Origin of the sequence: Pseudomonas sp. B21-023 (assembly GCF_024749165.1) — a bacterium.
Classification (GTDB): Bacteria; Pseudomonadota; Gammaproteobacteria; order Pseudomonadales; family Pseudomonadaceae; genus Aquipseudomonas.
Genome location: NZ_CP087190.1, coordinates 2560284 through 2586281 on the forward strand (window position 1 = coordinate 2560284; position 25998 = coordinate 2586281).

The window sequence follows — 25998 nt, forward strand, 5'->3', positions numbered from 1 at the left end:
CAAGGAAGTAAGCACATGACCGAAGTCACCCTGATCGAAACCGTTAGCGCCGACTCCCTGACCAAGCTGCTGCAGGATGCCGGCTGCCGGGTCAATCGCACCGAGCAGAATGCCGTGGTGCAGTTGCTCAGCGCCAGCCAGGGCGTGGGTTACGCCGTACGTTTCGGCAACCGGGCGCTGAACCAGGAAGGCGAGTTCCTCGATTTTACCTTCAGTTGCGCGCTGCGTATCCAGGGCGAGCTGCCCGCGGGCCTGGCCGAGCGCTGGAACGCCACCCGGCGTTTCGCCCGCCTGTCGGTACAGGGCGAGTTCCTGGTAATGGAGAAGGACGTGGTGGTTGCCGACGGCGTCAGCGAGAAGCACCTGCTTGGCAGCCTGTTGCTGTGGGATCGCCTGCTGCAGGAGTTCATCGTCTACCTGCGTGACTACAGCCGCAATGTCGCCGAAACGGCGCCCGAGCAGGTGGCCAGCGATGCGGTGAGCGCTTCGTGACGGCGCGAACCCTGTGGGCCGGCGCTGGCGCGCTGGCCGTTGTCGCGGTGGCAGTCGCCCTGGCCTTGCGCCCGGGCGACGAGCCGGTGGCAGCGGCGCGCCCGGCTTCGCCCGCCACCCTGGTGGCCACCGACAACGGCCCGGTGCTGGCGCGCCTTGGCGAGCAACAGGTGGGCAGCGGCGAGCTCAAGGCGCTGTTCGCCCAGTTGCCCGAAGAGTCCCGCGCCAGCCTGCGCGGCGACCGGCCGGCACTGGAGGCCTGGATCCGCGCCCGCTTGGCGGAAAAGGCCCTGTACCAACAGGCCGAGGCCCAAGGCTGGCTGCAGCGTCCGGAGATCCAGGTGCAGACCCGCGCGGCCACCGAGCAGATCGTCTTGCGCGACTATCTCGACTCGGTGAGCAAGGTACCCGACGACTACCCCACCGAAGCTGAGCTCAAGCAGGCCTACGAGGCAGGCAAGGCTGGTTTGCAACTGCCGGCACGCTATCGCCTGAGCCAGATCTTCCTGCGGGTGGAAAACCCCAAGGATGACGAGGCCGTGCGCAAGCAGGCCCAGGCCCTTGCCAAGCAGGCCCAGGCCGCGGATGCGGACTTTGGCGCATTGGCCCGCGAGCATTCGCAGGATGCCGGCACCGCCGCCAACGGCGGGGATACCGGCCTGCAGGCCTTGGCGCAACTGTTGCCGGAGGTGCGCGGGGTGGTGCCGAAACTCAAGGTGGGCAGCGTCAGCGAACCGGTGCAGAGCGCGGCGGGCTATCACATCATCAAGCTGGTGGAGCAACAACCGCCCCGGGCGGCGACCTTCGACGAGGTGGCCCCGCGTCTGCGCCAGGTGCTGCGCGCCCAGCGCCAGGAGCAGGTGGCCAAGGCCTATGTGGAGGGCATGTTCGACACTGCCACCCTCAGCATCGACGGCGCGGCGCTCAACCAGGTGCTGGAAAGCAGCCGCTAGTCGCCAACAACCATGGAAGAAGCGGGCCTGCCCAGGCGAGCCCGCAGGAGGCGAGGGATGCCTATCGATCTGTCCCGGGGGCGAGCCCCGGATACCAGCGTGCCCGTCGTTCGCCCCCAGGTGCCGCTGGCCCTGGACGAACAGACCCTGAACTGTTTTCTGGTCACCGCGCGCTGCGGTTGTTTCATGCAGGCGGCGCGGCGGCTCAACCTGAAGCCTGTGGCCCTGCGCAAGCGCCTGGCGGCGCTGGAGGCGCGCCTGGGCTACAGCCTGTTCGTCAACCGCAACAACAACCCGGTGCTCAGCCAGCAGGGCGAGCGCCTGCAGCAGGTGCTCCAGGCCCGCGAACCGGTGGTGCCAGCGCCGCGGGAAGCCAGCGCCAGTGTGCGCCTGGCCGTGGCCGAACCACTGCTGCAGGACCTGCTGGGCCGCAACCTGATCAACTTCGTGCGCCAGCATGCCGGCATGCGCCTGGAGGTGGCCACGCTCGATGGCCGCCAGGTACCCGAGCAGGCCGCGGATGTGGCGTTATGGCTGGGCGACCTTGACCAGGGCGCCCGCAGCGGCTGTTTTGCCGACACCACCGCCGAAGCCCTGGCCACCCTCGAATACCTGCCGCATATCGCCAAGCGCTATGCCCGCGAGGTCAACCGCCCGACCAGCCTGGCGCACCTGCAGGACTACATGCTGGTGCAATGGCAAGGCGAGGTCGGCGTGCAGGCGTTGACGCCCTGGCAGACGCTGTTGAGCACCCGCTCGGCCGGCGTGACGCAGATCCAGGACTACGAGATGTACTGCCAGCTGATCAAGTGCAGCGCCAGTGTCGGTTTGCTGCCGCACTACGCGGCGCATCTGGATCGTGGCCTGCTGGCCTTGCCGGGGTTGTTCCGCGAGCCGATGCGCCGGCGCGTGTGGCTGGCGGTCGATGAGCGTACCGAAGCCGATCCGTTGGTGCAGGTGATGGTCGGGGCGATCCGGGCCGCGTTCGAGGAACGCCGGGAATGGTTTGCCGGTCGTTAGGGTCAGCCGGCCTTGCGCAGTGTCAGGTTGATCCGCCGTTCGCCCATGCGCGGATGAACGCCAGGCTTTATCGGCAGCACGCCATGAAAGCGCAGGCGGTCCTCGCCGCCCCACACCAGCACGTCGCCGTGGTTCAGCGGGATGCGCCGGGTACGGTCCGAGCGCTGCAGTCCGCCGAACAGGAACACTGCGGGCAGGCCCAGCGAGATCGAGACGATCGGATGGGCGTAGTCCTGCTCGTCGCGGTCCTGATGCAGGCTCAGGCGGGTACCCGGCAGGTAGTGGTTGATCAGGCAGGCATCCGCCACGAAACCGTCGAAACCGGCCTGGGCGGCGGCGCGCGAGGCCAGCTCGACCAGCACCCGGGGCAGGGCAGGCCAGGGTTTGCCACTGACCGGGTCGGTGGCGGAGTAACGGTAGCCGCTTGCGTCGCTGACCCAACCCAGCGCGCCGCAATTGCTCAGCGCCACGGCCATGCGCAGGCCGCCGGGGGTCTGCATGTGGCGAAACGGCGCCGCGCGCAGCACCGGGCGCAAGGCATCGAGCAGGGGCTCGAGCTCCGCCAGGGCGAAACCTGGCAGCAGCGTGGTGTGCGCGGCCAGCTGCTGGGGGTGTGCGTCGAACAGATCGAGATCGGACTGGATCATGCCAGTGGCTGCTTGGGTGGTGTCCGCACAGTGTATCGCGATGCCCCGGTGCGTGGGGCATCGCGAGCCACTGCGCGGCCTCAGAGGCTGAGCGTCAGGCTGACACTGACATTGCGCGGCTCGCCCGGCAGCACCCATGAACTGTTGTAGGAGCGCTCGTAGTACTTGCGATCGAACAGGTTGTTGAGGTTCAGGCCCACAGTGACCTGCTCGCTGGCCTTGTAGTGCGCCAGCAGGTCGACCGTGCTGTACGAGGGTAGGGTGAAGGCGCTGCCGGCCTGACCGGAGCGCTCGCCGACATAGTTGAACGCCGCGCCCAGGTCCGAACCGCGCAGGGCGCCATTCTGGAACTCATACACGCCCATCACGCTGCCGCTGTTACGGGCAATGCCCAGCAGGTCGCTGCCCTTGGGCAGGCTGGCATCGCCCTTGGTGACCTCGGCATCGATGTAGGCATAGGCGCCGATCACCCGCACCGCCTCGCTGAGCTGGCCGCTGAACTGCAGGTCCAGGCCCTGGCTGCGCGCCTTGCCGGCCGCGATGCTCTCGCCCAGGGCATCGGTGGTGATGACGTTCTCCTTGTCGATATGGAACAGCGCCACCGTGGCGCCCAGGCGGCTGTCGAACAGGTCGAGCTTCAGGCCGGTCTCGTAGCCGATGCCTTTCTCGGGCTTGTACACCTGCCCTTGGGTGCCGATGGTGTTGGGCTTGAACGACGTCGATGCGTTGGCAAACACGCCGACCTGCGGCGTCAGCTGGTACAGCAGGCCGACGCGGGGCGTGGCGACATCCTTGGCCTGGCTGTTGCTGATACCGCTGCTGCGGTTCTGCGAGGTCTGCTCGATGCGCTCCAGGCGTACCCCGACCAGCCCGCGCAGGCGCTCGCTGAAGGCGATCTGGTCCTGCAGGTTGAGGGCATGGCTTTCGGTGCGTTCGAAGAAGTCATTGGCGCGGGTGAGGGCCGGCTTGGGCTTGCCGTACACCGGGTTGCGGATGTCCAGGCCATAGCTGGCCAGGGTCGCGCTCTGCGGGTACTTCTGGCTGTTGCGGTAGTTCTCGTATTCCAGGCCGATCAGGCTCTGGTGCTGCCAGCCGAGCAGCTCGAACTGCCCGTGCAGCTCGGCTTGGGTGATGTTGTCGTTCCACTCGAAGTCGCGCTCGCGGTAGAAGCGCGTGAGCGTGTTGCCGACCAGGGCCTGGGGCTCGGAGCTGTTGCCCTTCAGTGTGCCCTGGGTGTAGTGGTTGGCCAGGCGCAGTTTCCAGTTGTCGTCGAGGAAGTGCTCCAGGGCCAGGTCGACGGTCTGGTTGTCGTTGCGGATCTTGCCGTCGTTGGGCTCGCCCATGAACGCCGAGCGCTGCACCGAGCCCATCTGGCCATTGACCGCCGGAATGCCGCGGTCGAACACTGATTCGGTGCGGGAAAACTCGGTGTCCAGCAGCAGGCGGGTGTCGGGCGACAGTTGCCAGCTCAGCGACGGGCTGACGATCCGTCGCTCGCTGTTGACGTGATCGCGGAAGCTGCCGTTGTCCTCCACCGCCAGGTTGACCCGGCCCAGCAGGTTGCCTTGGCTGTCCAGCGGCGCGTTGGCGTCCAGCGTGCCGCGGTAACGGTCCCAGCTGCCGGCGCTCAGGTTCACGGTGCTGAACGTCTCGGCCTGGGGCCGCTTGCTGACGATGTTGACCAGCCCGCCGGGGTCGCCGCGGCCATAGAGGCTCGCGGCCGGGCCCTTGAGCACCTCGATGCGCTCGATGCCGGAGGTGTCGGGCGCGCTGTAGCTGCCGCGGTTGACGGCGAAGCCGTTCTTGTACAGCTCCCCTGTGGTGAAGCCGCGCACGCTGTAGTTGAGAAAGGTCAGGCCACCGAAGTTGTTCTGCCGCGACACGCCGCCGGCAAAGTCCAGGGCGCGGTCGATGCGGGTGGTGTTGAGGTCCTTGAGTACCTGGGCCGGCACCACTTCGATGCTCTGCGGGGTGTCGCGGATATCGGTGTCGGTGCGCGTGGCGGTGGCCGAGCGGGTGGCCCGATAACCCTGGACCGGGCCGTCGGCGCGTTCTTCGAGGTAGGCGTCGGTGATCGAGGTTTCGTCCAGCACCAGGGGTTGGGCCGCAGCGAGCGGTTGACCGAACAGGCCCAGGGTCAGGCTGGCCAGAAGGGGAGCGCGAGGGTTCAAGGGGGATCTCCGTTAAATATGTAATAACATTACATTATCGTTCCAGTCATCGCCAGAAGAAGGTGTGACAGGGCGGTTGCGCGATGAGAATGATTTGCGTTAATGTTATGTTATTACGTATCCGGAGGTTTTCATGCAAGTACTGTCCTCACTCAAGCAGGCCAAGCGCCGTCATCGTGACTGCCAGGTGGTCAAGCGCCGTGGTCGGATCTATGTGATCTGCAAGTCCAATCCGCGGTTCAAGGCCAGGCAGGGCGGGGTAAAGAAAAAGCGCGGGTAGCCGGTCAATGGCAGTCAGGCGAAAGGGGCTGCTCAGCAGCCCCAATGACGCTATCGAAGCGTCCTGCGCAGGCGTCGCCAGCCCAGTACCACACCACTGAGGGCTATCACCAGGCCGCCGCTACTCAGGCTGATGATCAACCCTTCGCGCAACAGCGGCCGCGCCAGCAGCGGTTGCCAATCCCAGCTGTGCAACAGGTTGAACAACCAGCGCCCGGCACGTTGCGCCCGGTCGTGGCTGGCCACCAGCGTGCCGCTGGCAGGGTCCAGGTAGGCCCAGGTGTCCGCCGCGTCGGCGAAGCGCAGGCGCAGCACGGGCAGTGGACGCGCCTGGGAACCGTACATGCTCTGCGGCTCGCGGGCGAAGTAGTGGAAGTCGTAGGCGCTCTGCCAGTCATCCGCCACCGTCACCCCCGGAGCCATCGCTTGCGCGGCCGCCCGCAGCCTTTCCCGGCTGAAGGTACGCGCCGGCGGGGCGTGTGCTTCAAGGATGCGGCTGTCGCCGTCGGCGCTGCGGGCCACTGCATAGGTGACGTCGGCCAGGCGTTGCCATTGCAACTCCACTGCGGCGAACCCGGTTTCGTCGCGCAAGCGGGCCAGTGCTGTGGCAATCGGCAGTTGCAGGTCGGTGGCACGCAGCGGCGCTTGTTGCAAGGCGATCTGCGAGCGGCTGTCGGTCACGCCCCAGGGGCGCATCGACATCAACCCGCTGAACACCCACAGCACCAGCACCCCACCGAACAGCAGCCCGCCGATGTGGTGCCAGCGCAACCAGCCCCCGGGGTAGGGACTGCACGACCCACTGCGGTAGCGTTTGCGCAGCCGCAGGCGCAGGATGCCCACCGCGATGCCCATGAGCGCCATCAGCGTGCCGAGCAGTGAAAGGCCGATCACCAGGGTGCGCCAGCCATTGTCGAAGCCCAGGCCGCCACGCAACGGATAGAGCCAGTGCAACCAGGCACCGACCCAATTCCAGGCGCGCTCGCGGCCGCTCGCATCGCGCACCACCTCGCCGGTGCGTCCGGACAGGTACAGCCAGGTGCCGGCCGCATCGTCCACTTGCACCCGGTGCAAGGGGCGATCGCTGTCCAGGGCCCGGGAGTGGGTCCACATGTCCTCGTCCAGCGTGCCTTGGTAAGCCAATGCCGCGCTGCCGGCGTACTGCCGGGCATTGGCCAGGGCCCAGGCCGCGTCGGCGTTGGCCAGGGGCTCGCCGTTGGCTGCATCGAGGGTGACGCGGCGACCGTCCGCCAGCTCCAGCAAATAGTACGGTTGCCCGCCCAGGCTGGTCAGGCGCAACGCCTTCAACGGCTGCTCAGCCCATTGCGCCGGCAACTCGGCGCAGCATCCCGCCGGCAAGGCCGGCAGGTGGGTCAGGTGCTCGGCCGTGGTCAGCTTGGGGTAGCCGACATACAGCATGACCACTCCGGAGACGAACCACAGCGCCATGAACAGGCAGGCGACGATGCCCAGCCAGCGATGCCACAGGTACAGCTGGCGTTTCAGGCCCATCAGTAGCGCCACTGCACAGCGACTTCCAGGCTGCGCGGCTCACCCAGGTAGTACTGGGTGTTGGTCTGGTGGATGAAGCGGGCGTAGACCTCGTCGGTGAGGTTGCGCAGGCGGGCGCTGAGTTGCACGTGCTGGTCCAGGTCGTGGGTCATCGACAGTCCGTAGACGGTGTACGAAGGCACCCACTGGGTGTTGGCGGTGTTGGCGTAGACCGCCGAGACGTAGCGGGCGTCGGCGCCGACCTGCCAGCCCGGCGCCAGGTCGTAGGTCAGCCAGAGGTTGGCCACCCGGTCGGGGATGTTCACCGGGTTCTTGCCCTTGCGCGAGTACACCACGCCGCCGATGTTCTCGTTGAACTCGTCGTATTCGGCGTTGACCCAGCTGAAGTTGCCCGCCGCCAGCAGTTTGGGCGTGACCTTGAACGACGCCGCCAGCTCGATGCCGGTGGAGGTTTGCTGGCCGGCCTGCTCGGTGGTGTTGGGCACGGTCGAGGAGGGCACCGAGATGTTCTTGCGCACGATGCGGTAGGCCGCCGCGGTGGCCGAGCCGCGCCCGTCGAGGAAGTCGAACTTGCTGCCCACTTCAACCTGCCTGCCGGTGCTCAGGTCGAAGTCGCCGACCTGGCTGAGCGAGGCGCCGGTGAGCGAGCCCCCTGGCGGCTCGGCCGAGGTGCTGTACTGGGTGTAAAGGCTGACATTGGAGGTCAGGTCGTAGACCAGCCCCAGGCGCCCGGTGAAGGCATCCCAGCGCCGATTCAGCTTGGCCCGGGTCACGTGGTCGACCACGTCGAAGTCGATATGGTCGTAGCGCAGCGCGGTGACCAGCGACAGCTGGTCGGTCAGGCGGGTACGGTTTTCGACGAAGCCCGCAGTGGTGTCGGTGGTGGTGCTGCGCCCCTTGGCGCGTGGAGCGTCCATGCCAGGGATGTCGAGGAAGTGGTCGGGCTGGAAACCGTTGGGATCGATGCTGTCGAACGCGCCCTTGGACAACGGGTAGGCGGTCTGCTGGTTGCGGTTGTAGTCCATACCGAACGCCCAGTCGCTGGCCAGGCCGAACAGCTGGCCCTGGTGGGTCAGCTCGACGCGGTTGCCGTTGACCTCCTGGTCGTGGCGCTGGCGGTAGCCGCCGGAGCGGGCGATGGCGGTGTTGCCGGGGTTGTAGCGGTACACCTCGAGGTTGCGGTAATCGCGCTGGCCGTTGTAGTGGTAGAAGGTGTTGCGCAACTGGTTGCTGTCGTCGATGCGGTAGTCGGTGATCGAGCGCAGCCAGCGGGTGCGCTGCTCGTAGCGGCCGTCCTCGACGTTGTAGTTGTCGAAACGGTGATGCTTGTCGATGTGCAGGGTGCCGCTGGCCGGTTGCAGCACCGGCGCGCCCCAGTAGGGGCTGTCTTCCTTCTCTTCGAGGTACTCGATGGCCAGGGTGTGCGACAGCTGGTCGTTGATGTCGCTGAGCAGCGAGAAGGCCAGGTTGCCTGCCCCGTTCTCCTGGCGGTCGATGTAACCGTTGGTGCTGGTGCGGCTGTAGTCGAGCCGCGCGTAGTGGCGTGGGCCGTCACCGCTGTTGAGCGCCTTGTTGAAGCCGACCGAGGTTTCCATCGTGTCGTAGCGCCCGTAGCTGACGCGGCCCTCGAAGGTGTCCTCGTCGCGGTTGGCCAGTTTGGTGATCATGTTCAGGCTGCCGCCCACGGCGCCGCTGCCGTTGAGGAACGACGACGGCCCGCCGAGCAGTTCGACACGGTCGTAGATCCATGCCCCGACCGGGCGCCCGGCGGCGCCGTACTGCAGGTTGATGCCGTTGAACAACTGGCTGACCTGGGCACCGTTGAAACCACGGTACGACACGTAGCCGCCCCAGCCGGGCGGTGCCGAGGCGTTGACCCCGGGCAGGGCGTTGGCGGCGTCCTGGAAGTTGCGCGCGCCGATGCGTTCCATGGTCTTGCGGTCGGCGACGCTGACCGAGGCCGGGTTTTCGCGGGCGCTGAGGTTGAGCCGCGAGCCGCTTTCGATAGGCCGGTCGAGGTCCAGGGTGGTGGCTTCTTTGGGGGCGGCGGTGGCCGTGACGTTGCTGGCGGGCAGGGTCAGGGTGTCATCCTGCGCCCAGGCGCAGGTTGCGCTGCCAACGAGCAGCGCCAAAGTGGTCATGCGGAACATGCAAGGCTTCCTGGCTGAAATCGGTGGGCGCACGCCCGCTGCCGATCAGGCGGCACTCGGGCGTGGCGATGTCAGAACGCGAGAAGCGAGGCGGGGGAGGCGCGGGGATTGACCAGGGGCCAGCGCTGCTTGGGCAGGGTCGGCGCGGGTTGTCTGGGTAAGGGTTTGCTCGACTCCCCGGCGAGCAGGGCCAGCAGGCCGAAGAACACCGCCAGCAGGGTGGCGCTGAACAGGCTGGCGATCACGCAGTCGCCGCCGGCGGGCAGCACCGGGTCGGTGACGTCCTGGTCGCCCTTGAACACGCCGCTGCTGTCGGCCGCGCACCAGGCGGCGTCATCCAGGCCGGCCAGGCGCAAGCCTGCCATCTGTCCATGGCCCATGGCGCACAGCAACGAGCCGAACAGGATGCTGAAATACAGCACCCAGGCGACTTGCGATCGTGTGTGGCGGGCCAGCTTCATCGGCAAAGCTCGAAGGGAATGGGAATGGTTTAGGCGTGCGGATTCTACAACTTTTGACACATCTGACTAGAGTGTTCCGGCGATAAAAAACATTCGAAACGATTCGCTCGCCTCGCTTGACGCCCATTGGCCCCAGGTGTTCAGATGCCGACCGATTTCAGGTGCCCCATGCCGTCGCGCACGGGGTGAAACGGGAAACCGGTACGCGCTTCGCGCCAGTCCGGTGCTGCCCCCGCAACGGTATGCAAGTGATGCCTTCGACAGACCACTGTGGCCAATGCGTCATGGGAAGGTGAAGACATCTAGGCTTTGCACGGAAAGTGCCTGCGCAACGATCATGCTGCGTTGAAAACAGGCTGGTGCGCCAGCCCGGTCGGAATGCTCATTGACAACCAGTCAAGTCGGGCGCGACCCCGGCCGTTCCTCGCCTGTTTTCGCCTTGCCTGATCGCCGCTCGGCGACTTTCCGTACAAACCCTTGTCTTGCGAGCCCGGAGACCGGCCTGGAATGTTGTAGGCAAACTCCTGCGGTGGGCGGGCATGGGCCGGTATTGGCGTGTGCGCGATCCGTGCTCCTGCGTGCTTCTGCGAAAGTCACTTTCGAGAAGAGCATGATTGCTGTGATTCACTCCCGACGTCGTTTCCCCAAGGCCCGGACTTTGTTCCTGGCCTGCCTGGCCAGCCCCCTGGCACTGGCCGAAAACACCCCCCTGATCCTCGACCAGCAGATCGTCGCCGCGCCGTCGGTGGAGTCGACCACGGTCGCCGCCATGGCCCAGTACGGCAGCAAGGTCGAGATCGTCAGCCGCGAGCAGATCGAGCGCGCCGGCCCCGGCGCCGACATCACCCGGGTGATGCAGATGTTCATCCCCGGCTTCTACGTCGCGCCGAAGAACGGCCCGTTCGACTACGGCACCTACTCGCTGCTCGGCGGGCGCAACGACGACACCCTGATCCTGCTCGACGGTGTACGCCTGAACAACCGCCTGTACGGCGGCCTGTACCTGGACACCCTGCCGGCCAACGCGGTGGAGCGTATCGAGGTGCTCAAGGGCGGCCAGAGCCTGTTGTTCGGCACCCAGGCCGTGGCGGGGGTGATCAATATCGTCACCCGCAGCCCGCAACGCCGTCAGGCTTCAGGTGAGGTCAACCTGGGCCTGGACAGCTTCGCCGGCAGCAGCAAGGACGCCCGCGTCGAGCGGATCTTCAGCAATGGCTTCGGCGACCTGGGCCTGCTGGCCTATGTCAGCCACAACGTCTCCGACGGTTACCAGCCGTTTCGCAACCGCGACTACAGCGGCAACGTCAGCGACAAGAAACGCGGCTACGAGGTGACCACCTTCGGCGGCAAGGCGATCCAGGCCTTTGGCGACGATGCGCGGCTGGAGCTGTTCTACCAGTACACCGACGCCAACCTCGATTTCGCCCGACCGGTGAACAGTTACAAGACCACCAATGACCGCGTGCAGCAGATCGCCACGGCCACCTTCGAACAGCGCATCAGCGAGCGCCTGAGCTACTTCGTCAAGGGCCACGTCAACGACTGGGACACCCGCTACACCCGCATCAACAACCGCGCCGACGGCTCCCGCGATGTGGTCAACCACAACGACTACTGGGGCTTCACCGATTGGGGCGTGCAGGCGGAGGGCAAGGCCGAACTCGACGGTGGCCACGTGCTGGTGTTCGGTTCCGACAACCAGTGGTTCAAGGGCCAGGACGACGTGCTGGTGATCGATGACAACGAGGCCCAGGCCAATGCGTTGTACGCCCAACTGCGGCCCAGGATCGAGACCTTGCCCAACTGGCACCCGAGCCTCGGCCTGCGCCACGAGGCCATGAGCGGCGGCGACAGCGCCACCGTCGGCATGCTCACCTCGCTGTACGACCTGAACGACAACTGGCAACTGCGCGGCCAGTATGGCAGCGCCTACAAGCTGCCCAATGCCGAGCAGTTGTTCGTCAACGAGCCTGGTGACGAGATCGGCAACCGTGACCTCAAGCCCGAGAAGAGCCGCAATGCCGAGCTTGGCCTGGACTACCACGGCCTGCTGCTGGAGCGTGAATTCAGCGCCAGCGTCACCGTGTTCCGCCGCAAGATCACCGACTTGATCACCCTGGACGGCAGCCAGTGGGTCAACGGCCAGGGGCAGGTACAGATGCGTGGCTTCGAGGCCGATGCGCGTATCCAGCTCGACGACCAATGGAGCCTGCAGGCCGACATGACCCGCAACCTCACCGAGACGCGCACCGGGGCAACGATCAACGACGTGCCGAGTTTCTTCGCCCGTTCGCGGCTCGGTTACGAATCGGCGGATCGCAGGTGGGGGGCCGGGGGCGCCATTCGCTACATCCGCGACGTGGTCAGCTCCAAAGGCGTCGACTACGGCCATTACTCGGTGGTCGACGCCGATGCTTATCGCTACCTGGACGGCGCCCGCCAGCACCGGCTGAGCCTGCTGGTGGAGAACCTGTTCGACCGCGACTATGTCACCAGTCGGGCGAGTAACGTTGACAATCTCGGGCGGCCGTTCACCAGCGAACTGCGCTACACCTACACCTTCTGAGGGGCGTGAGCATGGACTACCAGCGCGTGTTGTTCGTCGGCCCCGGCCTGGGTGGCGGCTCGGCGGCGGAAGCTTTTGGCGCCGAGATTCGTGACCTGCGTGGCCACGAGGCGGGCCGGGATATCGTCGACACCCTGGAGGGGTTCGACGGGCTCTGGGCGGTGGTCCGCGAGGCCCTCGACCAGGGCGTGGAACGCCTGCTGGTGGTGGACCTGGAACCCACCTCGGACAGCGCCTACCTTGACTGGCTGCGCGATGAGCTGGGGCGCCTGGCGCAAGGTCGGGCCGGCGTCTGGGTCACGGCCCAGGCCCTGGGGCGGCGCGGCCTGGATGCGCGAGTGGCCTGTGCCAGCATCGGCGAACCTGTGCGCCACCTGGCGTGCGACCAGGTCAACGCGGTGGCCAGCGACCCGGACTGGTCACGGGTGCCCGAGCATGCCCGCCAGGTGTTCCTCTGCACCGGCCCCCGCTGCGTGCGGCGCGGCGCCTTGCCGCTATGGAAACGCCTGCGCCGGCTGCTGCTGGAGCGTGCCCTGATCGAGACTCCGGGCGGCGTGCTGCTGACCCGCACCGGTTGCCAGTTTCCCTGCAACCTGGGGCCAGTGTTGACGGTGCATCCGGACGGCTGCTGGTATCGGGTGCGTGATGATCGGGAGGTGGAGGAATTGGTGGAAACGCATCTGCAGGGAGGAAGGATCGCCGAAGGACTGTTGATCAAGGGAAGGGCGTGCGATGCGTAAAGCCTGGCTACTGTCCCTCGCCTTGTGCTGTGGCGCACCAGCCCTGGCCGACAGCTATCGCAACTGCGGGCAGGACTGGCAACGGCCCGCTGCGGCGCCTGCGCGTATCGTCGCCCTCAACCAGCACGCGGCCGACCTGCTGCTCGCCCTCGGCGCGGGTCCGTCGATGGTCGGGGTGGCCTACCTGGACGACAACGGCGCCGCCTACAAGCAGGGCCGCTACCAAGGTGTGCCAGTGATTGCCCGGGAGTATCCGGCCAGCGAAGTGTTGTACGCGCAAAGGCCGGATCTGGTGGTCGGCGGATTCGCCACGGCATTTGGCGATGGGATCACCTCGCGCAGCAGATTGGCCGGCAACGGGATTGCCACCTACCTGCTCGAGTCGGCCTGTAACGGCCACTCGCTGGACTACTACGGCCATGTCCGGCGTGACCTGACGGTGTTCGGCGAGCTGTTGGGCAGACAGGCGAGGGCGCAGGCGTTGATCGAGGCGATGGAGAACGACCTGGCGCAGGCCAGGGCGATCGCACCCAGCGGCAAGCCACTGTCGGTGTTCTACCTCGACAGCGAGGTGCGGGGGCTGGACAGCGAAGGCGGGCGCGGGTTCGTCACGCCGTTGCTGGCCGCCGCCGGGGCGCGCAATGTGCTTGCCGGAATCGACCAGTACCGCGTGACGATCAACCGCGAGGCGCTGCTGAGCAGCGACCCCGACGTGATCCTGCTGGCCGACGCCCTGTGGTCGCCGGCCAGCCGCAAGCGTCAGTTGCTGACCCGCGACCCGGTGCTTTCGAGCCTGCGGGCGGTGCGCGAGAACCGCATGATCGATATCCCGTTCACCCAGCTGATGCCTACGCCGGCTAGCGGGCGGGTGGCCCTGGAACTGGCACGGCGGCTCAAGGAAATGGCTGTTCCATAGCAGGTCAGCCCTGATCACGGGGGCAAGTCGCATCGGCGCACCGCCGCTCCCACGCCAAACGGTGTGATTGGAAAGGGCTGTGCTACTCGCCGAGGACCAGCTGCCGCGCCAGCTGGTTGTGACGCTCCAGTACCCGCGGCAAGTCAACGGTGGCGATGCGCCCGTCCTGAACCACCACATGTCCGTTGATCACACTGGTGTCGACGTGGGTCGGGGTGCAGAACACCAGCGCCGCCAGCGGGTCGTGGAGGGCGCCGGCATAGGCCACATGGCCAAGGTCGAAGGCGACGAAGTCGGCGACCATGCCCGGTGCCAGGGCACCGATATCGTCACGGTTGAGCACCTTGGCACCACCCAGGGTGGCGATTTCCAGCGCTTCGCGGGCGGTCATCGCATCCGGGCCGAAGCCGACCCGTTGCAGCAGCAAGGCCTGGCGTACCTCGCCGATCATGCTGGCGCCGTCGTTGGATGCCGAACCATCTACCCCCAGCCCCACCGGCACGCCGTGGTCGCGCATCTTGCGGATCGGCGCTATCCCTGAGGCCAGGCGCATGTTCGAGCACGGGCAGTGGGCGACCCCGGTGCCGGTGCGGGCGAACAGCTCGATGCCGTGCTGGTCGAGCTGCACGCAGTGGGCGTGCCAGACATCGTGGCCGACCCAACCCAGGTCCTCGGCGTACTCGGCCGGGGTCATGCCGAACTTCTCGCGGCTGTAGGCGATGTCGTTGACGTTCTCGGCCAGGTGGGTATGCAGCGACACGCCGTACTCCCGGGCCAGGACCGCTGCTTCGCGCATCAGGTCGCGGCTGACAGAGAACGGCGAGCAGGGCGCCACCACCACGCGCCGCATCGAGCCATGGCTGGTGTCGTGGTAGTCCTCGATCAGACGCTGGGATTCCTTGAGGATGTCGCTTTCCTTTTCCACCACCGAGTCCGGCGGCAGGCCGCCCTGGCTGCGGCCGACGCTCATGCTGCCGCGAGCGGCGTGGAAGCGCATGCCGATTTCCTCGGCGGCGTGGATGCTGTCGTCGAGTTTGCAGCCGTTGGGGTAGATGTACAGGTGGTCGCTGGAGGTGGTGCAGCCCGAGAGGATCAGTTCGGCCATGGCCGTCTGGGTCGAGACCGCGATCATCTCCGGGGTCAGTCGCGCCCAGATCGGATAGAGGTTGGTCAGCCAGTTGAACAGCTCGCCGTCCTGGGCCGCCGGCACCACGCGGGTAAGGCTCTGGTACATGTGGTGGTGGGTGTTGACCAGGCCCGGGATGACCACCTTGCCGGTCATGTCGAGGATCACGTCGGCGTTTTGCGGCAGCGTTTCGCTGGGGCCGACCTGGCGGATCACGTTGTCTTCGATGTACAGGCCACCGCGTTTGATTTCACGGCGTTCGCCGTCCATGGTCACCAGCAGTTCGGCGTTCTTGACCAGTAGGGTCTTGGGCATGTGTGTCCCCTCCCGTTTGGGATGTGTTTTCTGATTGTAGAGAGGCGCCTGGTGCATGGGCCGGGCGCACCAGGGCCGTCAGGCGACGCGGCGTGGCCGGGCGTCGATGACAGGGGCGAACGGTTCACCGCGCACGTGCGAAGGCTGCGCCATGGCGGGCGCATCGGGCAGGTGGGCAGACGGTGACAAGGCGAATGCGGCAAGCGGCATTCGGGAAGGATGCCCGGTGAAGGCGGGCGGTAGTGGATGTCGCATGGCTTGAGCCTGTCGCAATACGCAACGGCGATGACCGTTGTCGTAGGCGCGAGGCAGTGTAAACAGAATTCGCTTGTTTTGTATACGATGGATTGTTTCATCTAACCGCGCCCTGCAATCGCTCCGGAAAAGTGCATGCAGTCTTGCATGGCATCATGCCACTATCTGGCTGTCTCGCGGCCAGCGGATATCTCGGGCCGGCACGTTCGCATGGGCTGATTACACTGTGGAAATCGCCACACGGGAGTAACTGGGATGGGCTGCGCGTTGATGAGGCAGATGGCTGGACGGGTGTCCGCTCGAAGTAGACGGCCATGAACAACCGTGGCCGGAGCATTTCCCTGCAGTGGCTGGTGGCATTGGCCATCATGCTTGGCATGCTGGCACTGGGCGCGGCCCTGGCCTGGCAAGGCTACCTGGGCGTGCGCCAGGCCCTGGTGGCCGCCGCCGGCGATGCCGCCCAGCAGGTCGGCCGAACTATCGACGAGCGCGCCCGGCGCCTGGTCGACCCGGTGCAGAGCAGCATTCGCCTGCTGGCCGTCAGCCCGGCGTCGGGTACGTTGGCCGAGCGCCTCGAGCAATTGCCGCAACTGGTCGAGAGCCTGCGTGCCAACCGCATGCTCAGCGCCGCCTACGTCGGTTACCCCAATGGTGAATTCCTGCTGGTCCGCCGCTTGCGCGACCCGCAGCTGTTGCAGCGTTTCGCGGCACCGGCGGACACGGCGTTCCTGGTGCAGACCGTCACCCAGGGCGCCGATGGCGCGATGCAGGGCGAGTGGCGCTTCTATGACTCGCTACTGACCCTGTTGCAGCGCCAGAGCAAGCCCGACTACCAATACGATCCACGCCAACGGCCCTGGTTCATCGAAGCCAGCGCGCAGCCCGAGACCGTACTCACTCGTCCCTACGTATTCTTTACCACCCGCGAGATCGGCCTGACCATGGCCCAGCGCAGCGCCGAGGGCACGGCGGTGATCGGCATGGATGTCTCGGTCAATGACCTGGCCAGCGAGAGCCGCGACCTGCGCATCACCGCCGGCACCGAGATCGCCGTGGTCGACGATCAGGGCAACGTAGTGGCCTACCCGGAACTGCAACGGGTTGTCGTGCGCGAGGGTGAGAGCGTGCGCCTGTCGCGCATCGGCGAGCTGGGCATCGGCAGCCTTGCGCATATCTACGCCGACATGCCCCAGGGCGCGAGCCCGCAGCCGTACCAGGTCGAGGGGCAGACCTGGTACGGCATGCGCCTGCCGCTTACCTCCATAGCCGGGCAGGACCTGCAGGTGCTGATCGCCGTGCCGGCCCACGAACTGCTGGCCGGGGCGCGCAAGGTGCTGTTCGAGCAATTGCTCTGGGCCGTAGCCGTGGCAGCTGTGTTGTTGTTGCTTGGCGGGCTGCTGGGCCGACGCATCGGCCGTCCGTTGCGCCGGCTGACCGAGCAGGTGCAGGGCCTGGCCAGTTTCGATTTCAGCCGAGAGGTGGGCGTTGTCTCGCGGGTCTGCGAAGTGCGTGAGCTGAGCCGGGTGCTGAGCCGTATGTCCGGCACCATCCGCAACTTTCAAGCGATCACCCTTACGTTGAGCCGCGAGACTCAACTCGAAAGCATGCTCGACGGCGTGCTCAATCACCTGGTGGCGGCAGCGGGCGTCAGTGCCGGTGCGGTGTATCTGTACGACGACAACAGCCGGTTGCGCCTGGCCGCCGCCAGTCGCGGCCATGACTACCCCGAGGAACTGACGCTACCTGAAGGCGAGCGGCAGGACCTGGCCAGCGCGGTGACCCAAGCCCTCGCATGGCAAGGGCGCAGCCTGGCGGTGGTGCTCAATGACCGCGGCCAGGCGCTGCTCGGCATCCTGGTGCTGCAACTCGCCGATGCGAACGCGGCCGTGGGCCAACCGTTCCAGCGCTTTGTCGAGGAACTGTCCGGTGCAGCCGCCGTGGCCATCGAGACCCGTCAGCTGGTCGAGGCCCAGCAACGCCTGCTGGACGCCATGATCAAGTTGCTGGCCGACGCCATCGACGCCAAGAGCCCCTATACCGGCGGCCATTGCGAACGGGTGCCGCAACTGGCGCAGATGCTCCTGGACCAGGCCGTGCAGGCTGACAGCGGCCCCTATGCCGACTTCAGCATGAGCGAGGCCGAGCGCTACGAATTCCGCGTGGCCGCCTGGCTGCACGACTGCGGCAAGATCACCAGCCCCGAATACGTGGTGGACAAGGCGACCAAGCTCGAGACCTTGTACAACCGCATCCACGAGGTGCGCATGCGCTTCGAGGTGCTCTGGCGCGATGCCGAGGTCGCCTACTGGCAAGGTGTGGTCAACGGCGATGATGAAGCGGCGCTGCGGCGCACGCTGGAGGCATGCCGGGCAACCTTGCAGGAGGACTTCGCCTTCGTCGCCAACGCCAACATCGGTGGCGAGTTCATGCAGGAGGCCGACATCGAGCGCCTGCACACTATCGGCCAGCGCCGCTGGCGGCGGCACTTCGACAACCGCCTGGGCATCTCCCGCGACGAGGCAGCGCGGTTCACCGACACCTCGGCGGCAACCTTGCCAGTGGACGAGCCCCTGCTTGCCGACCGCGATGAGCACCGGGTGCCCTGGGGCGCTCGTACGCCGCCGGTGGCCAAGGACGACCCGCGCAACCACTGGGGTTTCGACATGCGCCTGCCGGCCCATGCCAGCAACCACGGCGAGCTGTACAACCTGTCGATCCGCCGCGGCACGCTCAACGACGAAGAGCGCTTCAAGATCAACGAGCACATCGTGCAGACCATCATCATGCTCAGCGCGCTGCCGTTCCCGCGCCAGCTCAGGCGCGTGCCGTCAATCGCCGGCAACCATCACGAGAAGCTGGACGGCAGCGGCTACCCGCGCAGGCTTGGCCAGGAGGCGCTGAGCATCCCCGAGCGGGTGATGGCGATCGCCGACATCTTTGAGGCACTGACCGCGGCGGACCGGCCCTACAAGGCGCCGAAGACCCTGTCCGAGTCGGTGAAGATCCTGGTGTTCATGGCGCGGGACAAGCATGTCGACGGGCAGTTGCTGCGCTTGTTCCTGAGTAGCGGGGTGTACCGGCAATATGCCGAGCGCTTCCTGCGCCCCGAGCAGATCGACGAACTGGACGTGGCGTACTGGCTGGAGCAGTTGCAGGGTTTCACGCCTGAGCAATCCACCTACACTCCTTGAGACCTGTTCGGCGGGATCTCTGGAGACATCCGATGGAAGCATTCTGGCAAGCCTTTTTGGCGACGTTGCACACCGAATTCGCCGATGTTGCCGACGAGCGCGAGGTCTCGCGGATCCTCATCCGCCTGGTGATGGCGGCCTTGCTGGGGGCGGTGCTGGGCTTCGAGCGCGAGAGCAAGGGCAAGTCGGCCGGCGTGCGCACGCACATGCTGGTGTCCATGGGCGCGGCCTTGTTCGTCCTGGCGCCGAGCATGGCCGGGGCGGACGAGCAGGCGTTGAGCCGGGTGATCCAGGGCATCGTCGCCGGTATCGGCTTTCTCGGCGCGGGCACGATTCTCAAGGGCAACGGCCGTGACACCAGTCACGTCAAGGGCCTGACCACCGCCGCCGGGCTATGGATGACCGCCGCCATCGGCACGGCTGCAGGGATGGGGCGCGAGGCCACGGCACTGATCAGCACGGTGCTGGCGCTGTTGGTGCTGGCAAGCATGCCGTTGCTGGTGGACAAGGTCGAAGGCGAGCATGAGGACAAGCGCGAGGAGGAGGAGGGCAGGAAGCACTGAGGGGAGCCGAAGCTCCCCTCATAAGCGTTGTTGCCTGCTCTTTTCTTATTATTGGAGACTGGCCTGTTGTTGTTTTTGTCGGCTGTCGTCTCTGCACTGCGGGGCCCCCAACCGGGGCCAAGAGCAAACGTATTTTTTTGAGCGCTGACCTGCGTTCATCCAACGTGATCCAACCTTGACTGCCGCTACCTCGGAGGTAGTTTTATTGTTCTTGCCAGGTTGCGGGGCCGGAACCCCTGGAATGCACGTCGACTCCAAAAAAATCTGCTTGCTACGCCTCTGCCGTGTTGTTCTTGTTATGTCAGAGCCGTTTACTGTTGTTTTTATTGGGTATCGCGTTTTTTGTTCTTGTTATGCCAAAAGATATAGCAGGTGGCGTGCCAACTTTTACAAACTCTTTAAAATCAATGGCTTGGTGATTTTGCAGAGTGGATTGGCACGTGAAAATTTGTCGAATTGTTTCCCTGTTACCCGATTTTCTTCTGCACAGCGTGTAGGCGGTAACACTCCACCCACACCTGTGTGACAACCGTGTGACTCAGCGAATGCCGCGGGCCTTCGCCACCCGCGATCCGGTGACGCGCCCGAGCACTTCGCTGATACGCAGGCCCGCGGCGATGAGTCGGTCCAGGTCGATGCCCGTGTCGATGCCCAGCCCTTGCAGCAGGTACACCACATCCTCGCTGGCGACGTTACCGGTGGCGCCCTTGGCGTAGGGGCAGCCGCCCAGGCCGGCCACCGAGCTGTCGAACACGCTGATGCCCTCGAGCAGGCTGGCATAGACGTTGGCCAGCGCCTGGCCATAGGTGTCGTGGAAGTGCCCGGCCAGTTGCGCGCGGGGCACCTGAGCCGAGACCACCTCGAACAGGCGGCGGGTGTCACCGGCGGTGCCGGTGCCGATGGTGTCGCCCAGCGATACTTCATAGCAGCCCATGTCATGCAGGGCCTTGGCCACTGGTGCCACCTGCTCGGCGCTGATGCGTCCCTCGTAGGGACAGCCGAGCACGCAGGAGACATAACCGCGCACCCGCACACCCTGGCTGCGGGCGGCCTCCATGATCGGCTCGAAACGCTTGAGGCTGTCACTGATCGAGCAATTGATGTTGCGCTGGGAGAACGCTTCGGACGCCGCCGCGAACACCGCCACTTCCTTCACCCCGGCGGCCAGGGCATCCTCGAAACCGCGCAGGTTGGGTGCCAGCGCCGCATAGGTGACCCCCTCGCGCTGACGGATACCGGCGAACACTTCGCCGGAGCCGGCCATCTGCGGGACCCATTTGGGCGAGACGAAGCTGCCCACTTCTATGTAGGCGAGCCCGGCGTCGGTGAGGTCGTCCACCAGGCGCACCTTGTCGGCGACGCTGATGGGCTGGGCTTCGTTCTGCAGGCCGTCGCGCGGGCCGACTTCGACCAGGCGGACATTCTTGGGCAATGACATGGCGGGCTTCCTGTGGCGGATCAACGGTGGGTGTGCGGCGGGTTCAGGGTGGCGGCCAGGGCCTGCTCGCAACGCTCCTGGGCGGTGTCCAGCTCCAGGTGCATCTGCTGGATGTCGAGCATCTGCTGTTCGAGCTGGGCGCGGCGTTCGGCGATCTTCGCCAGCATGCTGGTGAGCTGTTTCTGGTTGCCGCCGGAGGGGTCGTAGAGTTCGATCAGTTCACGGCATTCGGCCAGCGAGAAACCGATGCGCTTGCCGCGCAGGATCAGTTTGAGCGTGACCTTGTCGCGGGCCGAGTAGATGCGTTCCAGGCCGCGTCGTTCAGGGCTGAGCAGACCCTGCTCCTCATAGAAGCGGATGGCGCGGGTGGTGATGTCCAGTTCGCGGGACAGGTCGGAAATGCTGTAGGTCTGGCTGCTCATGCTTGCGCTCGGGGGAGGGAATGCGAGTAACCTAATGCCAGGTTGACGTATACGTCAAGCAAGGGCTGCGCTCGCCGGCCCGCTCAGGCATTCACGGACTTGCGGTAGGCCTTGGGCGTCTGCCCGTCGAGCCGTTTGAAGAACCGCGCAAAGTAGGTCGGGTCGCTGAACCCCAGGCTGTCGGACAACTGGCCGATGCTCATGCGCGTGTAGGCAAGATTGCGCCGTGCTTCGAGCAGCAGGCGCTGGTGGATCACCTGCAACGCCGATTGCCCGGCCAGCGCCCGGCACAGCTGGTTCAACAGCAGGCTGGTGATGCCCAGGCGCGCGGCGAAATCGTCCACGGCAAGGTGTTCGCGGTAATGCGCCTCGACCAGGCGCAGGTAACGGCCGAGCAACTGCTGGTCCCGTTCGTCCTGGCTGCGCGCTGGCAAGGCGGCTTGCTGGCGGTTGATCCACACCATCAGCGCGGTGACCAGTGCCTGCAGCATGGGGCCGCGGGCCGGGGCGCAGCCCTGGTACTCCTGCTGCAGCGTGTCGATCAGGCCGTGCAGGCGCACGCGGTCCTTGCCCAGCGGGTAGCACCGCGCCGCCGCCAGTACGCTCAGGGGAGCGCCGAGGCGCTTTTCCAGGTCGACCACCAAGGCCGTGCCGAACGTCAGCACATGCCCCTGGATATCGGCACTGAAGCGAAAGCCATGGACAGTCAGCGGCGGCACCACCTGGATCGCCGCCTCGCGAATCACCCGGCGCTCGCCCTCGATCTCCACCTGCACCTCGCCGCGTTGCACATAGAGCAGCTGGAACAGTTCTGCGTGCCGGTGCGGCTTGATCTCCCAGTGGTGCAGACGGCTGCGTGCCGGGATCGACTCGCAGTGCAGCAGGTCGGTATCCGGCCAGGCACGGTGCTCGCCATACAGCTGGAACAACGGGATGCCGGGAAGGGGGCTGTGCATGGGGCTGTGCATGGGGTGGGACCTGTCCGTTAATCGAACGAATTTCAGGAAAGTGCAGTTTTCAAAAAGGATTTCGCACGTTCTGCACATTTTTCAGCAGTAAAAATACAGGTACAAACCCTAACAGCAGATGCGCGGCCATTGCCAGTGCAAAGCCGGCATCGTCATCGTGAGACAACAACAATGAAGACTCAGGTTGCAATCATCGGCGCCGGCCCGTCCGGCCTGCTGCTCGGCCAACTGCTGCACAACGCCGGCATCGACACGCTGATCGTCGAGCGTCAGACCCCGGACTATGTGCTGGGGCGGATTCGCGCCGGTGTACTCGAACAGGGCACGGTCGAGTTGCTGCGCGAAGCCGGCGTGGCCCAGCGCATGGATCGCGAAGGGTTGGTCCATGAAGGGGTCGAGTTGCTGGTCGATGGCCACCGCCAGCGTCTTGACCTCAAGGCACTGACCGGTGGCAAGACGGTGATGGTCTACGGCCAGACCGAGGTCACCCGCGACCTGATGCAGGCTCGCGAGCAGAATGGGGCGCCGATCATCTATGCGGCCAACAATGTCCAGCCCCATGACATCGAGGGGCCGCGGCCCTACCTGACGTTCGACAAGGATGGTCGCCAGCACCGGGTGGAGTGCGATTACATCGCCGGCTGCGATGGCTTCCATGGCGTGGCCAGGCAGAGCATCCCGGCCAGCGTGCTGAAGGTGTACGAGCGGGTCTATCCGTTCGGCTGGCTGGGACTGCTGGCCGATACCCCGCCGGTCAACCATGAGCTGATCTACGCCCATCACGAACGCGGTTTCGTGCTGTGCAGCCAGCGCTCGCAGACGCGCAGCCGCTACTACCTGCAGGTGCCGCTGCAAGAGCGGGTGGAGGACTGGTCCGATGAACGCTTCTGGACCGAGCTCAAGGCGCGGCTGCCACAGGCGGTGGCCGAGCAACTGGTGACCGGGCCTGCGCTGGAGAAAAGCATCGCGCCGCTGCGCAGCCTGGTGGTCGAGCCGATGCAGCATGGCCGTCTGTTCCTGGTCGGCGACGCCGCCCACATCGTGCCGCCCACCGGCGCCAAGGGCCTGAACCTGGCAGCCTCGGACGTCAACTACCTGTACCGGATCCTGGTCAAGGTCTACCGCGAGGGGCGCACCGACCTGCTGGCGCAGTATTCGCCCATGGCGTTGCGGCGGGTATGGAAGGGCGAGCGCTTCAGTTGGTTCATGACCCAGCTGCTGCATGACTTCGGCGAACACCAGGATGATTGGGACCGCAAGATGCAGGCGGCCGACCGCGAGTACTACCTGGGGTCGGCGGCGGGGCTGGCGAATATCGCCGAGAACTATGTGGGGCTGCCGTTCGAGGCTGTGGAATAGCGGGCGCGTCAGCGGCGCCTGGGGCTTTCCAGCAAGGTGACCATCTCGCGATAACCGCGTAGGCGCGCATGCTCCAACGCGGTCATGCCGTCCTTGTCGGCAATGAGCGGGTCCGCCCCGGCCGCCAGCAACTGGCGCACGATTTCCACATGCCGCGGGCCGCCATCGCCGAGGATCACCGCCTCGAGAAGCGCGGTCCAGTGCAGGCGGTTGAGGTGGTTCACATCGACACCGGCCGCGATCAGCAACTGCACGGTGCTCACATGCCCGCGTTCGGCGGCCGGGATCAGCGCGGTACCACCGTAGCGGTTGGTGCTCTTCAGGTCGGCGCCATGGGCCAGGGTCAGGCGCAGGATGTCGTCCAGCCCCCGTGCGCCCGCGTACAGGTAGGGGCTGTCGCTGATGTTGTCCTTGGCGTTGACGTCGGCGCCGGCCTCGATCAGTACCTTGGCGGCTTCCACTTCATTGGCGTGGGTGGCCACCAGCAACGCGGTCTGGCCCTGGTCGTTGCGGGTATCGGCCTGCGCGCCCCGGTCGAGCAGTTGGCGCACGGCAGGGGCATCGCCGCGGCGGGCGGCATCGAGCAACGCTGTGTTCATGGCGGGGGTCTCGGCGTGGCTGGCAAGGCTGGTGAACAGGGTCAGCAGCAAGGCGGTGAGCGGCAGGCGCATGGTGGTCGGCTCCTGATAGGACGAGGGTCCATGCTAGGGGGCCTGTGTTTGTAGCAGAAGTGAATAATCTGGATGGAGCCCAGTGTATTTGCGCATGTTGCCGGGTATCGGTGCCCGTGGTAGAAGTCAGGCCTGTCATTCAGAAGTCGAATATCAAGATGTCTGCCAGCGTAAAACCAAATAGGGCCTTGTTCGACCTCGACCTGTTGCGCGCCATTGTCGTGGTGGCTGACTGCGGCAGTTTCACCACCGCCGCGGCGCGCCTGCATTCCACGCAGTCGACCATCAGCCAGAAGGTCCGTCGCCTCGAGGACATGGTCGGCCACCGCCTGCTGGTGCGTGGCAACCGCGATGTGCTGCCCACCGATGCCGGGCAGACCCTGCTCGGTTATGCCCGGCACATGCTGGCCCTCAACGACCAGATGCTCGAGGCGTTGGCCGGGGCCATGGTCGGCGTAACCGTGCGCCTGGGCGTGCCGGAGGATTTCGTCGGCGGGCGCACCACCAATGCGTTGTCCGCGTTCAGCCGGCAGCACCCCCAGGTCAAGCTGGAAGTCACCAGCGGGCTGTGCCGCGATCTCAGCCAGGCCTATGACAACGGCGAGCTCGACCTGGTGCTGCTCAAGCAGCGGCGCAACAGCCGCGAGGGCGTGGCCTGCTGGCCGGAGCGCCTGCAATGGATCGACAGCGCGCGCATGCCGTCCTTCGATCTCGACCCGATTCCCTTGGTGACCTTTCCGCCACGCGGGCTGTACCGCGATGACATGATCAGCGCGATCGAAGGCATGGGCCGGCGCTGGCGCATCAGTTTCACCAGCTCGAGCCTCAGCGGTATCCAGGCGGCGGTGGCCGACGGCATGGGCATCAGCCTGCTGCCGCCGCGGGCGGCGCTGCTCGAGCACCGGGTGCTGGGCATCGAGCAGGGGCTGCCGGAGGTGGACAGCTACGAAATCGTCATCGTGCACCGGCCCACGGCGGATGTGATGGTCAAGGCACTGGCCGAGGTGTTGACGGAGTTGCTGGCGGTGCAGGCGATCTGATCCCGCCGGAACTCAATCCTTGCAGCAATGCGGCTTGTCACTGGCACTTTCATAGCGATCATGATGCCGCACCCAGTCCATCGTCCCGTCCTCGTTGCGCCCAAGTGGCGCCAGGTCGAGGAAGTTGTACGCGTTGACCAGGATGTCCAGCCCGCGGGCATAGGTGGAATAGGTGTGGTACAGGCTGCCGTCGCTATCCCGGTAGAACGCGCTGAGCCCGGGCAGTTCCGTTTCGTCGCCGGTGTAGGGTTCGTAGTTGTACTGGGCGCTGCCATCGGTGGCGACAGTGACGCCGAAATCCTGGTTGAAGCGGCTGCCGTGCGAGGAGAACCATGGGAAGTGCCAGCCCATGCGTCGGCGGAACGCCTGGAACTCGGCAAAGGGCGCCCGCGAAACCGCCACCAGGGAAACATCGTGGTGGGCCAGGTGCAGGTTGGCGCCGTCGAAGTGGTCGGCCAGGAACGAGCAGCCCGGGCAGCCTTCGTGCCAGCCGTCGGCGAACATGAAGTGATAGACCAGCAACTGGCTGCGTCCGGCGAACAGCTCGCCCAGGCTTAGCTCGCCGTCCGGGCCCTGGAAACGGTAGTCCTGTTCCACCGCTACCCAGGGCAGGGCGCGGCGGGCGGCGGCGAGCTCGTCGCGTTGATGGGTGAAGGCTTTCTCGTGCAGCCAGAGCTGGTGGCGGGCGGCGAGCCACTGGCTGCGGGTTGCCACGGTGTGTTTGGGAGTGGGATGGCTCATGG

22 protein-coding genes and 1 riboswitch are annotated in these 25998 nt (G+C 65.9%); of the genes, 11 read left to right on the plus strand and 11 right to left on the minus strand.

All coding sequences use genetic code 11. The features are described from left to right. Positions 1-15: 15 nt before the first annotated feature. From LOY42_RS11620 to LOY42_RS11630, 3 genes are read left to right on the plus strand one after another with little or no spacing between them, the layout of a single operon-like run. Positions 16-492, plus strand: coding sequence for a YbjN domain-containing protein (locus LOY42_RS11620; RefSeq protein WP_038706233.1), 477 nt, complete (start codon positions 16-18; stop codon positions 490-492). Next, positions 489-1445 carry a peptidylprolyl isomerase gene (locus LOY42_RS11625; RefSeq protein ID WP_139670601.1) on the plus strand — a complete coding sequence of 319 codons (957 nt, stop codon included), beginning with the start codon at positions 489-491 and terminating at the stop codon, positions 1443-1445. The genes LOY42_RS11620 and LOY42_RS11625 overlap by 4 nt, the downstream gene beginning before the upstream one ends. 57 nt (positions 1446-1502) lie before the next feature. Continuing rightward, positions 1503-2465, plus strand: a complete 963-nt coding sequence (locus tag LOY42_RS11630; RefSeq protein WP_258600706.1) for a LysR family transcriptional regulator — start codon at positions 1503-1505, stop codon at positions 2463-2465. 2 nt (positions 2466-2467) lie between these two features. Here LOY42_RS11630 and alkB read toward each other — a convergent pair whose 3' ends face one another. Both alkB and LOY42_RS11640 read right to left on the minus strand, forming a co-directional pair. After that, entirely contained in the window at positions 2468-3112 is a 645-nt protein-coding gene (gene alkB, locus LOY42_RS11635; protein ID WP_046855398.1) for a DNA oxidative demethylase AlkB, read from the minus strand. A gap of 80 nt (positions 3113-3192) precedes the next feature. Then, positions 3193-5283, minus strand: coding sequence for a TonB-dependent siderophore receptor (locus LOY42_RS11640; RefSeq protein WP_258600707.1), 2091 nt, complete (start codon positions 5281-5283; stop codon positions 3193-3195). Positions 5284-5416: 133 nt separating this feature from the next. On the opposite strand from LOY42_RS11640, the gene ykgO reads away from it, so the two are divergent. Beyond that, positions 5417-5563, plus strand: a complete 147-nt coding sequence (ykgO, locus tag LOY42_RS11645; protein WP_023632134.1) for a type B 50S ribosomal protein L36 — start codon at positions 5417-5419, stop codon at positions 5561-5563. A 50-nt stretch (positions 5564-5613) separates the two neighbouring features. Here ykgO and LOY42_RS11650 read toward each other — a convergent pair whose 3' ends face one another. The 3 genes from LOY42_RS11650 to LOY42_RS11660 form a co-directional block, all read right to left on the minus strand. Beyond that, on the minus strand, positions 5614-7068 hold the full coding sequence (locus LOY42_RS11650) for a PepSY domain-containing protein (protein WP_258601163.1): 1455 nt from the start codon (positions 7066-7068) through the stop codon (positions 5614-5616). Positions 7069-7073: 5 nt separating this feature from the next. Further along, complete coding sequence (locus LOY42_RS11655; protein ID WP_258600708.1) at positions 7074-9224, minus strand: TonB-dependent siderophore receptor; 2151 nt, start codon at positions 9222-9224, stop codon at positions 7074-7076. 71 nt (positions 9225-9295) lie between these two features. Beyond that, positions 9296-9685 carry a DUF2946 family protein gene (locus tag LOY42_RS11660; RefSeq protein WP_102685002.1) on the minus strand — a complete coding sequence of 130 codons (390 nt, stop codon included), beginning with the start codon at positions 9683-9685 and terminating at the stop codon, positions 9296-9298. A gap of 142 nt (positions 9686-9827) precedes the next feature. Next, positions 9828-10206: riboswitch (cobalamin riboswitch) on the plus strand. An 89-nt stretch (positions 10207-10295) separates the two neighbouring features. On the opposite strand from LOY42_RS11660, the gene LOY42_RS11665 reads away from it, so the two are divergent. Genes LOY42_RS11665 through LOY42_RS11675 form a run of 3 tightly spaced genes read left to right on the plus strand, consistent with a single transcriptional unit; the run spans position 10296 to position 13907 of the window. After that, a complete protein-coding gene (locus LOY42_RS11665) occupies positions 10296-12251 on the plus strand; it encodes a TonB-dependent siderophore receptor (protein WP_258600709.1) in 1956 nt (651 codons plus the stop codon). A gap of 11 nt (positions 12252-12262) precedes the next feature. Then, a complete protein-coding gene (locus tag LOY42_RS11670) occupies positions 12263-12991 on the plus strand; it encodes a (2Fe-2S) ferredoxin domain-containing protein (protein WP_232968174.1) in 729 nt (242 codons plus the stop codon). Further along, complete coding sequence (locus LOY42_RS11675; protein ID WP_258600710.1) at positions 12984-13907, plus strand: ABC transporter substrate-binding protein; 924 nt, start codon at positions 12984-12986, stop codon at positions 13905-13907. The genes LOY42_RS11670 and LOY42_RS11675 overlap by 8 nt, the downstream gene beginning before the upstream one ends. 82 nt (positions 13908-13989) lie before the next feature. Here LOY42_RS11675 and LOY42_RS11680 read toward each other — a convergent pair whose 3' ends face one another. After that, positions 13990-15348 carry an 8-oxoguanine deaminase gene (locus LOY42_RS11680; protein WP_258600712.1) on the minus strand — a complete coding sequence of 453 codons (1359 nt, stop codon included), beginning with the start codon at positions 15346-15348 and terminating at the stop codon, positions 13990-13992. Between the two features lie 569 nt (positions 15349-15917). Here LOY42_RS11680 and LOY42_RS11685 point away from each other — a divergent pair. Further along, positions 15918-18794, plus strand: coding sequence for an HD domain-containing phosphohydrolase (locus LOY42_RS11685; protein ID WP_258600714.1), 2877 nt, complete (start codon positions 15918-15920; stop codon positions 18792-18794). A gap of 32 nt (positions 18795-18826) precedes the next feature. Next, positions 18827-19357, plus strand: coding sequence for an MgtC/SapB family protein (locus LOY42_RS11690; protein ID WP_258600716.1), 531 nt, complete (start codon positions 18827-18829; stop codon positions 19355-19357). Positions 19358-19895: 538 nt separating this feature from the next. Here LOY42_RS11690 and LOY42_RS11695 read toward each other — a convergent pair. From LOY42_RS11695 to LOY42_RS11705, 3 genes are all read right to left on the minus strand, one after another. Beyond that, on the minus strand, positions 19896-20795 hold the full coding sequence (locus LOY42_RS11695) for a hydroxymethylglutaryl-CoA lyase (protein WP_139670579.1): 900 nt from the start codon (positions 20793-20795) through the stop codon (positions 19896-19898). Between the two features lie 20 nt (positions 20796-20815). Continuing rightward, complete coding sequence (locus LOY42_RS11700) at positions 20816-21217, minus strand: MerR family DNA-binding transcriptional regulator (RefSeq protein ID WP_023631568.1); 402 nt, start codon at positions 21215-21217, stop codon at positions 20816-20818. An 83-nt stretch (positions 21218-21300) separates the two neighbouring features. After that, entirely contained in the window at positions 21301-22173 is an 873-nt protein-coding gene (locus tag LOY42_RS11705) for a helix-turn-helix domain-containing protein (RefSeq protein WP_258601165.1), read from the minus strand. 183 nt (positions 22174-22356) lie between these two features. Between LOY42_RS11705 and pobA the strand changes: the two genes are divergently transcribed. Then, a complete protein-coding gene (gene pobA / locus LOY42_RS11710) occupies positions 22357-23544 on the plus strand; it encodes a 4-hydroxybenzoate 3-monooxygenase (RefSeq protein ID WP_111533268.1) in 1188 nt (395 codons plus the stop codon). 8 nt (positions 23545-23552) lie between these two features. Here pobA and LOY42_RS11715 read toward each other — a convergent pair whose 3' ends face one another. After that, positions 23553-24215 carry an ankyrin repeat domain-containing protein gene (locus LOY42_RS11715; RefSeq protein ID WP_258600727.1) on the minus strand — a complete coding sequence of 221 codons (663 nt, stop codon included), beginning with the start codon at positions 24213-24215 and terminating at the stop codon, positions 23553-23555. A 158-nt stretch (positions 24216-24373) separates the two neighbouring features. Here LOY42_RS11715 and LOY42_RS11720 point away from each other — a divergent pair, with 158 nt between their 5' ends. After that, complete coding sequence (locus LOY42_RS11720) at positions 24374-25255, plus strand: LysR substrate-binding domain-containing protein (protein WP_023631572.1); 882 nt, start codon at positions 24374-24376, stop codon at positions 25253-25255. Positions 25256-25267: 12 nt separating this feature from the next. On the opposite strand, the gene LOY42_RS11725 is transcribed toward LOY42_RS11720, so the two are convergent. Beyond that, positions 25268-25996, minus strand: coding sequence for a thioredoxin family protein (locus LOY42_RS11725; RefSeq protein ID WP_258600735.1), 729 nt, complete (start codon positions 25994-25996; stop codon positions 25268-25270). Between the last annotated feature and the right edge of the window lie 2 nt (positions 25997-25998).

What these genes read in the sequence shown, in the direction of transcription:
- LOY42_RS11620 (WP_038706233.1), top strand. Translation starts at nt 16, where the DNA reads ATGACCGAAGTCACCCTGATCGAAACCGTTAGCGCCGACTCCCTGACC.
- LOY42_RS11630 (WP_258600706.1), top strand. Translation starts at nt 1,503, where the DNA reads ATGCCTATCGATCTGTCCCGGGGGCGAGCCCCGGATACCAGCGTGCCC.
- alkB (WP_046855398.1), bottom strand. Translation starts at nt 3,112, where the DNA reads ATGATCCAGTCCGATCTCGATCTGTTCGACGCACACCCCCAGCAGCTG.
- ykgO (WP_023632134.1), top strand. Translation starts at nt 5,417, where the DNA reads ATGCAAGTACTGTCCTCACTCAAGCAGGCCAAGCGCCGTCATCGTGAC.
- LOY42_RS11655 (WP_258600708.1), bottom strand. Translation starts at nt 9,224, where the DNA reads ATGTTCCGCATGACCACTTTGGCGCTGCTCGTTGGCAGCGCAACCTGC.
- LOY42_RS11660 (WP_102685002.1), bottom strand. Translation starts at nt 9,685, where the DNA reads ATGAAGCTGGCCCGCCACACACGATCGCAAGTCGCCTGGGTGCTGTAT.
- LOY42_RS11665 (WP_258600709.1), top strand. Translation starts at nt 10,296, where the DNA reads ATGATTGCTGTGATTCACTCCCGACGTCGTTTCCCCAAGGCCCGGACT.
- LOY42_RS11670 (WP_232968174.1), top strand. Translation starts at nt 12,263, where the DNA reads ATGGACTACCAGCGCGTGTTGTTCGTCGGCCCCGGCCTGGGTGGCGGC.
- LOY42_RS11675 (WP_258600710.1), top strand. Translation starts at nt 12,984, where the DNA reads ATGCGTAAAGCCTGGCTACTGTCCCTCGCCTTGTGCTGTGGCGCACCA.
- LOY42_RS11680 (WP_258600712.1), bottom strand. Translation starts at nt 15,348, where the DNA reads ATGCCCAAGACCCTACTGGTCAAGAACGCCGAACTGCTGGTGACCATG.
- LOY42_RS11685 (WP_258600714.1), top strand. Translation starts at nt 15,918, where the DNA reads ATGAACAACCGTGGCCGGAGCATTTCCCTGCAGTGGCTGGTGGCATTG.
- LOY42_RS11690 (WP_258600716.1), top strand. Translation starts at nt 18,827, where the DNA reads ATGGAAGCATTCTGGCAAGCCTTTTTGGCGACGTTGCACACCGAATTC.
- LOY42_RS11695 (WP_139670579.1), bottom strand. Translation starts at nt 20,795, where the DNA reads ATGTCATTGCCCAAGAATGTCCGCCTGGTCGAAGTCGGCCCGCGCGAC.
- LOY42_RS11700 (WP_023631568.1), bottom strand. Translation starts at nt 21,217, where the DNA reads ATGAGCAGCCAGACCTACAGCATTTCCGACCTGTCCCGCGAACTGGAC.
- LOY42_RS11705 (WP_258601165.1), bottom strand. Translation starts at nt 22,173, where the DNA reads ATGCACAGCCCCCTTCCCGGCATCCCGTTGTTCCAGCTGTATGGCGAG.
- pobA (WP_111533268.1), top strand. Translation starts at nt 22,357, where the DNA reads ATGAAGACTCAGGTTGCAATCATCGGCGCCGGCCCGTCCGGCCTGCTG.
- LOY42_RS11715 (WP_258600727.1), bottom strand. Translation starts at nt 24,215, where the DNA reads ATGCGCCTGCCGCTCACCGCCTTGCTGCTGACCCTGTTCACCAGCCTT.
- LOY42_RS11720 (WP_023631572.1), top strand. Translation starts at nt 24,374, where the DNA reads ATGTCTGCCAGCGTAAAACCAAATAGGGCCTTGTTCGACCTCGACCTG.
- LOY42_RS11725 (WP_258600735.1), bottom strand. Translation starts at nt 25,996, where the DNA reads ATGAGCCATCCCACTCCCAAACACACCGTGGCAACCCGCAGCCAGTGG.